7 protein-coding genes and 2 pseudogenes are annotated in these 6,473 nt (G+C 38.5%); 7 read left to right on the top strand and 2 right to left on the bottom strand.

The features are described 5' to 3' along the window. From HMPREF2619_RS11545 to HMPREF2619_RS01385, 3 genes and pseudogenes are all read left to right on the top strand, one after another. Positions 1 to 289: pseudogene (locus tag HMPREF2619_RS11545) on the top strand (M3 family metallopeptidase); the annotation flags it as partial. Between the two features lie 28 nt (positions 290 to 317). Continuing rightward, on the top strand, positions 318 to 1,100 hold the full coding sequence (locus tag HMPREF2619_RS01390; RefSeq protein ID WP_070458430.1) for a deoxyribonuclease: 783 nt from the start codon (positions 318 to 320) through the stop codon (positions 1,098 to 1,100). 354 nt (positions 1,101 to 1,454) lie between these two features. Next, positions 1,455 to 1,904 (top strand): thioredoxin family protein, encoded by a 450-nt coding sequence (locus HMPREF2619_RS01385; protein WP_261673707.1) that lies wholly within the window; start codon positions 1,455 to 1,457, stop codon positions 1,902 to 1,904. Between the two features lie 101 nt (positions 1,905 to 2,005). Here the strand turns inward: HMPREF2619_RS01385 and HMPREF2619_RS01380 are convergent, their stop codons facing one another. Continuing rightward, a complete protein-coding gene (locus HMPREF2619_RS01380) occupies positions 2,006 to 2,770 on the bottom strand; it encodes a (S)-acetoin forming diacetyl reductase (protein WP_070458427.1) in 765 nt (254 codons plus the stop codon). A 264-nt stretch (positions 2,771 to 3,034) separates the two neighbouring features. Here HMPREF2619_RS01380 and HMPREF2619_RS01375 point away from each other — a divergent pair. Beyond that, positions 3,035 to 3,730 (top strand): annotated as a pseudogene (locus HMPREF2619_RS01375) (M3 family metallopeptidase); the annotation flags it as partial. A gap of 200 nt (positions 3,731 to 3,930) precedes the next feature. Here the strand turns inward: HMPREF2619_RS01375 and HMPREF2619_RS01370 are convergent. After that, entirely contained in the window at positions 3,931 to 4,320 is a 390-nt protein-coding gene (locus HMPREF2619_RS01370; protein ID WP_000106197.1) for a nuclear transport factor 2 family protein, read from the bottom strand. A gap of 150 nt (positions 4,321 to 4,470) precedes the next feature. On the opposite strand from HMPREF2619_RS01370, the gene HMPREF2619_RS01365 reads away from it, so the two are divergent. The 3 genes from HMPREF2619_RS01365 to HMPREF2619_RS01355 all read left to right on the top strand — a co-directional run bounded on the left by HMPREF2619_RS01365 (position 4,471) and on the right by HMPREF2619_RS01355 (position 6,384). Continuing rightward, positions 4,471 to 4,803 (top strand): winged helix-turn-helix transcriptional regulator, encoded by a 333-nt coding sequence (locus HMPREF2619_RS01365; protein ID WP_049503255.1) that lies wholly within the window; start codon positions 4,471 to 4,473, stop codon positions 4,801 to 4,803. A gap of 11 nt (positions 4,804 to 4,814) precedes the next feature. Continuing rightward, on the top strand, positions 4,815 to 5,606 hold the full coding sequence (locus HMPREF2619_RS01360) for a DUF2785 domain-containing protein (protein ID WP_070458425.1): 792 nt from the start codon (positions 4,815 to 4,817) through the stop codon (positions 5,604 to 5,606). Between the two features lie 109 nt (positions 5,607 to 5,715). Next, positions 5,716 to 6,384: an MIP/aquaporin family protein gene (locus HMPREF2619_RS01355; RefSeq protein ID WP_004250764.1), complete on the top strand. Its 669-nt coding sequence runs from the start codon at positions 5,716 to 5,718 to the stop codon at positions 6,382 to 6,384. The last annotated feature ends 89 nt before the right edge of the window (positions 6,385 to 6,473 follow it).

The raw sequence follows: 6,473 nt of genomic DNA, 5'->3' as shown, positions 1-6,473 counted from the left end.
AGCACTGACTTGGATGCGCCAAGCTCACTATTACATGGGCTTGTATAGTTATACCTATTCAGCAGGACTAGTCATCTCGACTGCGGGTTACCTTCATCTGAAACATTCAGAAACTGGAGCTGAAGACTGGCTCAATCTCCTCAAATCAGGTGGTAGCAAGACACCACTTGAGTCAGCCATGATTATCGGTGCGGATATTTCAACAGACAAACCACTCCGTGATACCATCCAGTTCTTGTCAGACACGGTTGATCAGATTATTGCCTATAGTGCCCAGTTGGGAGAGTAAAGATTGGACAGAGTTTTAGGAGAATAATATGAATAGAATCAAAAAATGGCTAGAGCAAGACCTCAAAAGAATGCTCTTTATCAAAATTGGTCTAGTTTTGTTGGGAATCATTTTATTGATTGCTTTGCCTACTCTCTATCTTGTTTTGAGCGGAGTTGGTATTTGGTATTTTGTAAAGAAATCGCCAGATATTCGAAAAAGAAATCTAATGATAGGGCTTTTCATTGTCAGTTTTGTTGCAGTTGCTCTTCAAACTCCGACAGTCACAAAGAAAATTTCATCTTCTCAATCAGAAACTAAGCAGACTGCGACATCTACTACTTCGACAGCTTCAACTACGGATACTTCATCTAGCATAGAGGAAGCAAAACGAATCGAAGAAGAGAAAAAGGCTAAAGAAAAAGCGGAAGAAGAAAGAATTGCCAAAGAAAAAGCTACAAAGGAGTTGCAAGAAAAAGGTGAAACCTTAGTCAAACAATTGGAAGAAATTCAAGATGCGAGTCAAGTGAAGTCTGCTAAAGAGACAGTTAATCAGATTGAAAATAATGATAAAAAGACAGAATTGCTTGATAGAATAGGTGCAGTTGAGTCATTAATTTCTCAAAAAGAAGAAGAGAAAAGAATTGCGCGTGAAGCTGAAAATAAAGCCCAACAGCAAGATAGAATTGTTTATGTCGCTAAGAATGGGCAAGCGAAAGTATATTGGTATAACAAAGATAGAATGCCGTCAAATACTAATAAAGCTAATGTTGTTGAGATGACAGAGGCCGATGCAATTGCTGCAGGAAAAACTCCATCTAAAAAAGAATAAGATACAAAGTCATTTAAGAATGGCTTTTTGATAAGTCACCAGAAAGGTAGAGGTATTGATAAAATATCCTCCTAAATGATAATGAAAATTAATAAAAGAGGTTGGCTGATTTTTCCATTCAATTCTTGTCTGACACGGTTGACCAAATTATCAACTACAGTGCCCAGTTGGGAGAATAAAATCATAAAAGTGCAACAATAGAGTTATATCGTTGAGATTTTAGAATGACATTTATTTCATAAAGTTTGCTGAAGACTTTGTCTTCAGAATGTGCGTTATTATAGATCTATCGGTTGGATTTTATATCTTGTCGTGGGCGATTAGACTAGGGAAAATACTTAGAAAAGGACGGAGATGCTAGTGCGTGTCAATAAAAAACTTAGCTTGATTATCATTGGAATTGCTATGCCTATTTTGTTTATGATTTGGAAATTCAGTCAGCCTGTTCTTCCAAAAACTTATCAGGAAGCTGTTCAGTATACCAAAGCAATCAATATGAAAGAAATGCGCTCCAAACTTGCAAATGGCGACGAGTTTGTCGTCTACATTGGAAGAGAATCCTGTCCCTACTGTCAAAAGTTTGTGCCCAATTTGGCTCTAGCGATTCAAAAAAGTCACCAGACGGTCTATTATTTGGATAGTGATTCTGATGAAAAGGATGAGATTACAGCCTTTGCAAAAGAAATGGATATCCAAACCGTTCCGAATCTTTCAGTCTATCAAAATGGTAGTAAATCACGCTATTTAGAGCAAGGAAGTTCCGCTAGTCTTGAAGAAATCCTTTCATTTCTGAAGCATGAATAGGACAGAAAGATTGTTTTAAATGACAAAAAACGACTCCGAAAATTGGAATCGTAGAGATGATAAAAGAGGTTGGATTTTTTCCAACCTCACTTTTTTTAATCTTAATGGAATTGCATACCACCATCAACGATAATGGTTTGACCTGTAATGTAGTTTGAATCTGATCCAGCAAGGAAGCTAACTGCTGCAGCTACATCTTCTGGTTCAGATAGGCGTTTCAATGTAATATCTTTTGCGAATGTTTGCATACCCCACTCGTCATCTTTTCCTGCATTTTTTCCAACTTCATGAGCGATATCATACATCATTGGTGTTTTTACGATACCTGGAGCATAGGCGTTGACAGTGATACCTGACTCTGCTAAATCACGCGCCAATGTTTGAGTAATACCACGAACAGCGAATTTTGTACCGCCGTAAACAGTCAAGTTTGGATTTCCGACAACACCTGCTTGAGAAGTAGCATTGATGATTTTACCACCGTGACCAAGTGCTTTGAACTGAGCTTGAGCAGCTTGTGCTCCCCAAATCACCCCACCGACGTTAATAGCAAATGTGCGAGCGAATTGTTCCTCTGTAATTGTATCCAGAGGTGTAGTAGGAGCGACACCAGCGTTGTTTACAACAACGTTTAAGTCTCCGAAATGATCGACAACTTTTTGGAAAGCTGCAGCAACTTCTGCTTGTTTAGACACATCAGCTACAACAGCAAAAGCTTTATCTGCTGACAATTCAGCAACTGCTTTCTCAGCTGTTTCAGCGTTGTAGTCTAAAACTCCAACCTTAAAACCATCTTGAACCAAGCGTTTTGCGATTGCAAAACCGATCCCTTGACCTGCACCTGTAACGATAGCTACTTTAGACATATGATTCCTCCTCGGTATCCGTGATACCATTCAAACGTTCATAAAAGAACAGCAAAAGGTTTATAAGTGAGTCGTGATAGGTTTCTAAAAGAAGTCCTATCATGTTTCAGTATACACCTTTGTGAAATTTGTGTCAAATAAATACTTGATTTTTGGAAAAAATTAACCCTCTAAGAGTGAAAAAACTATATGAGACTAACATGTTTATTTCTTATAATGGAGATAGCTAGAAAAGAATGTTGTATAATAAATGTGTATGATTGGGGGGAGACAGATAATCCCTACCGTATACATCCATATGACCTTATGAGCTGGACAGATCGTTTGAGCGATGTTTATACCTTGATTCATGAAATCGGGCATTCTGGTCAATTCATCTTTTCTGACAATCACCAAAGCTATTTTAATGCCCACATGTCGACCTACTATGTCGAAGCGCCTTCGACCTTCAATGAATTGCTCCTCAGTGACTACTTGGAGCACCAATCTGACGACCCTCGTCAAAAACGTTTCGCCCTTGCTCACCGTTTGACAGATACTTACTTCCATAATTTCATTACTCACCTCTTGGAAGCAACCTTCCAGCGTAAGGTGTATACATTGATTGAAGAAGGAGAAACCTTTGGGGCAAGCAAACTCAACAGTATTATGAAGGAAGTCTTGACTGACTTCTGGGGAGATGCTATTGAGATTGATGATGATGCAGCACTGACTTGGATGCGCCAAGCTCACTACTACATGGGCTTGTATAGCTACACTTACTCAGCAGGACTTGTCATCTCGACTGCTGGTTACCTTCATCTTAAAAACTCTGAGAATGGAGTTAGAGACTGGCTCAATCTCCTCAAATCAGGTGGTAGCAAGACACCACTTGAGTCAGCCATGATTATCGGAGCCGATATTTCAACGGATAAACCACTCCGTGATACCATTCAGTTCTTGTCTGATACAGTTGATTAGATTATAGCTTAAAGTGCCCAGTTGGGAGAGTAAATTAAAAGAGTCTGGGACAAAAGTTTAACCTTAAATATAAAAAACGAACAAAACGAGTTATCTGACACTCAGAATTCTGTCTTGTTCGCTTTTTTTCTAATCTATCGATTTTAAAAATTTATAATAAAGAATTCATAAAATCAAAATTTTTGTCCTGGCCTCTTAAATTATCCCCAAAAGCTATCTTCTTCAGCTTGATCTGAAGAGAAGAGCCAAACTTCTTTGATTTTTCCGTCTTCAATACGGAAGAGGTCAATCCCGTTCATATTGAGTTCAGTACCATCAGCCCGTGTTCCAAGAAAAGTAACATTGGCTGCGATTAAATCCTTATTGTCAGAAACCCAATTTGTTATCACCTTAAAGGTTCCATTAGTTTTCTCAGCAAATGTAGCCAGGTGAGTTCCTAGCTTGTCCTTACCAACAACTGTACCAGATATACTATGAGTACCAGGTTGATGCCAGATAATATCGTCTGCCATCGTTTCAAAGACACCAGGAAAGTCACCAGCAATTAAAGCTTGGTTATAAGCGTTGAAAATTTCTAAGTTTGTTGACATATATATTCTCCATTTCTTTTTTATGATATAATTGTAACAGTTACAATCGAAAAAACAAGTAGACACTTTTTCGATAGCTAGTATCAAAAGTAGTACTATTGTTGATACTAAAAGATAAATTTTTTTAAAAAAATAGAAAGAAGATATTTTATGCCAAATAAAGTGAGTGAGTATGGTATTTGTCCATTTGCGACAACGCAGAGGGTTTTAACGGGGAAATGGGCACTGGTAATCATTTATCAGTTGAGTACGGGTACTAAACGATTTAAAGAATTGCAGAGATTATTGCCTGGGATTACTCAAACTATTTTGACACGTCATCTCCGTCAATTAGAAAAGGATAAGATTATTCAACGAAAGGTCTATGCGGAAGTTCCCCCACGAGTTGAGTACAGCTTAACCGAAATGGGACAGGAATTCAGAGTTGTTTTAGATGCTGTCGAGAAATGGGGTCTGGATTATATCAAGTTGCTAGAAATGTAGAGGTATTGACCATGTATCAAGAGTTACATAGAAAAATAACAGAAGAAAAACCGAGTTATAGTCAAAAAGAACTCCAGTGGTTACTTGAGCACTTAGGGGATTCGAGTCCAGAAATTCGCGATGAATTGGTTTTTACCAGTTTGGCTAGAGGGATCCAAGAAGAGTTATTTACAAAGGAGCAATTTCAATTTATATCTGCTATGATTGTTTCTGATGGTGGACTAGATAAAGAGCTCGATAAGCTAGGAACTTCAACGCTTGACCGTTCTTTTAGGGCCCTTATTTATGCCAATCTCTTATCTGCCGATGGCAACCAACACTCTCTTTATTATCAAGTGCTTAAAACTGATATCAGAAATACGATGCTCGATCAAGGTTTGCACTACCTTGAAAAAGAAGAGGATACGACTGGTTTTTCAAGCCAGTATGGTTGGGTACATGCTTTTGCGCATGGAGCGGATCTCTTGACTGAAGTCGTTTGTCATCCAGACTTTTCTGCAAGTCGAATTTATGAGGTGTTTGAGATCCTTGGTCAACTGTTTAAAAGAATTTCGATTCGCTTTATAGATGATGAGGAATGGCGCTTAGCCAGAGTGCTTTACGAACCTATTTTGCAAGGCAAGGTGGATCAAGCGACACTAGTCTCTTGGATAAAGTCAATTGATTTCCCGATAGAAGAGACGGAAGATTTTTATAAATTTTCCAATTTTAGATCCTGTCTCTTAGAAGTCTATGTTCAACTCGACCAGAGAAATAGTTTACAAGATGACTTGAAAAAAGCAATTCAATCTTTTCAATATTAGATTTCGACTATTAAATGTGAAAACTTACACAAAATTTCCAAGCACATTTCTTGAAACCCTTTCCTCCTTCTGATAGACTAATACATAGTTTGAAAAAAGGAGACTTAATATGAAAAAATTTGTTGCTGAATTAATCGGTACTTTTATGCTTGTGTTCATCGGAACAGGAGCTGTTGTTTTTGGAAATGGTGTTGAAGGACTTGGACACCTTGGGATTGCTCTTGCTTTTGGTTTGGCAATCGTAGTCGCAGCCTTCTCAATCGGAACTGTTTCAGGTGCTCACTTGAACCCAGCTGTTTCTATCGCTATGTTTGTTAACAAACGTTTGTCATCTTCAGAGCTTGTAAACTACATCCTCGGACAAGTAGTCGGTGCTTTCCTTGCATCAGGATCTGTGTTCTTCCTCTTGGCAAATTCAGGTATGTCAACTGCAAGTCTTGGTGAAAATGCCTTGGCAAACGGAGTAACTGTCTTTGGTGGTTTCTTGTTTGAAACAATCGCAACATTCTTGTTTGTTTTGGTCATCATGACTGTAACTTCAGCAAGCAAAGGGAATGGCGCAATTGCTGGTTTGGTGATTGGTTTGTCATTGACAGCTTTGATTCTTGCTGGCTTGAACATCACTGGACTTTCAGTAAACCCAGCTCGTAGCTTGGCTCCTGCTGTCTTGGTAGGTGGCGCAGCCCTTCAACAAGTTTGGATTTTCATCCTTGCACCAATCGTTGGTGGCGTTCTTGCAGCCCTTGTTGCTAAAAACTTCCTTGGAACTGAAGAATAATTGAAACTTAAAAAGCCTTGCTCCTCATGATGAGGAACAGGGCTTTTTCGTATCTTTTTATACTCAATGAAAATTAAAGAGCAAACTAG

This window comes from Streptococcus sp. HMSC074B11, assembly GCF_001808705.1.
In the GTDB taxonomy this organism is placed as follows: Bacteria; Bacillota; Bacilli; order Lactobacillales; family Streptococcaceae; genus Streptococcus.
The sequence above is the reverse complement of the archived record's forward strand: the minus strand, read 5'-3'. Positions and strand labels throughout refer to the sequence as shown.

Coding starts and splice junctions, on each gene's coding strand:
- HMPREF2619_RS01390 (WP_070458430.1), top strand. CDS start 318: ATGAATAGAATCAAAAAATGGCTAGAGCAAGACCTCAAAAGAATGCTC.
- HMPREF2619_RS01385 (WP_261673707.1), top strand. CDS start 1,455: ATGCTAGTGCGTGTCAATAAAAAACTTAGCTTGATTATCATTGGAATT.
- HMPREF2619_RS01380 (WP_070458427.1), bottom strand. CDS start 2,770: ATGTCTAAAGTAGCTATCGTTACAGGTGCAGGTCAAGGGATCGGTTTT.
- HMPREF2619_RS01370 (WP_000106197.1), bottom strand. CDS start 4,320: ATGTCAACAAACTTAGAAATTTTCAACGCTTATAACCAAGCTTTAATT.
- HMPREF2619_RS01365 (WP_049503255.1), top strand. CDS start 4,471: ATGCCAAATAAAGTGAGTGAGTATGGTATTTGTCCATTTGCGACAACG.
- HMPREF2619_RS01360 (WP_070458425.1), top strand. CDS start 4,815: ATGTATCAAGAGTTACATAGAAAAATAACAGAAGAAAAACCGAGTTAT.
- HMPREF2619_RS01355 (WP_004250764.1), top strand. CDS start 5,716: ATGAAAAAATTTGTTGCTGAATTAATCGGTACTTTTATGCTTGTGTTC.